2 protein-coding genes are annotated in these 637 nt (G+C 68.9%); both read right to left on the reverse strand.

What is annotated here, in order from left to right:
* The coding region (locus tag AC1DYI_RS37820; RefSeq protein WP_477209178.1) for an MFS transporter at window positions 1-366 on the reverse strand (366 nt) is incomplete at its 3' end.
* Between the two features lie 86 nt (window positions 367-452).
* The coding region (locus AC1DYI_RS37825; protein ID WP_477209179.1) for a winged helix-turn-helix transcriptional regulator at window positions 453-637 on the reverse strand (185 nt) is incomplete at its 5' end.

A 637-nucleotide genomic window follows, 5' to 3' on the forward strand; every position in this document is an offset into this window, starting at 1 on the left:
CACCATGCCAGCCCCCGCCGACATGCCCTGCACGGCGCGAAAGAACACCAGCGCACCGATCGACTGGCTCAGCGCGCAGCCGACCGATGCCAGCGTGAACAACGCGACGCCCGCCAGCACGATCGGCCGGCGGCCGAAGCTGTCGGCCAGCGCGCCGTGGAAGAGGTTCATCACCGCAAAGCCGAGCAGGTAGGCCGACAGCGTCTGCTGCATCTGCAGCGGCGTGGCGCCCAGTGACTCGGCGATGCCGGTGAAAGCCGGCAGGTAGGTGTCGATCGCGAACGGACCCAGCATGCCCAGGCAGGCAAGCAGTGCGGCAAGCAGCCAGCGGGGACCGGGCCAGACTTTGGAGGCTTCAGGKTTCATCGGCGAAGCCTGCGAGTGTAGGGCCTGAACAATGGCCCCGCTTGGACAGGTCTACGTAGTGCGAGCGGCTCTGCGCGAGCGCCGGATCACACCTTGCGTTGCCAGCGCACCGCCCACTTGGCCAGCGGCGCGAACGCTTCGAGCAGGTCGAGCCCGATCGGTGTCAGGTGGTAGCCGGCCTCGTCGCTGTCGAGCAGGCGGGCTTCGCGCAGCTCGGCCAGGCGCTGGTTCAGCACGGTGGGCGACAGGTCACCGCAAGCCGCCTGCAGCG

Source organism: Ideonella sp. P3_A4 (assembly GCF_056403075.1).